Annotated in this window: 1 protein-coding gene; it reads left to right on the top strand. The window is 42.9% G+C overall.

Going from position 1 to position 268, the window contains the following annotated elements; genetic code table 11:
- Positions 1–231 (top strand): hypothetical protein (locus ACG94X_RS16875; RefSeq protein ID WP_419384811.1); only part of this gene is annotated, 231 nt, incomplete at its 5' end.
- Between the last annotated feature and the right edge of the window lie 37 nt (positions 232–268).

Here is a 268-nt window from a genome sequence, read left to right as displayed (position 1 = left end):
GAACAAAACAATGAGGATTATCGCAGCTCACCACCGCTAGCACTACCGATTTATAGACCTGCGCCAACATCACCAACACGCAACTCTTCAAATGACTTTGAAGATCTGCCTGATGAGAATCCGGAACAGACTCTTAAACCCAATACATCAACGCCACCGACAATGAATCATGCGACGACGCCAAAACGTGAAAATGACTCAATGGACAAACTCATTAATGCGGTGCAGTAATTTAAAGTCTAATTTGTAGCTTTAAAAGCTGCTTCTC

Source organism: Acinetobacter psychrotolerans (assembly GCF_048552595.1).
Taxonomy (GTDB): Bacteria; Pseudomonadota; Gammaproteobacteria; order Pseudomonadales; family Moraxellaceae; genus Acinetobacter.
This window is presented reverse-complemented; position numbering and strand designations above follow the sequence as displayed.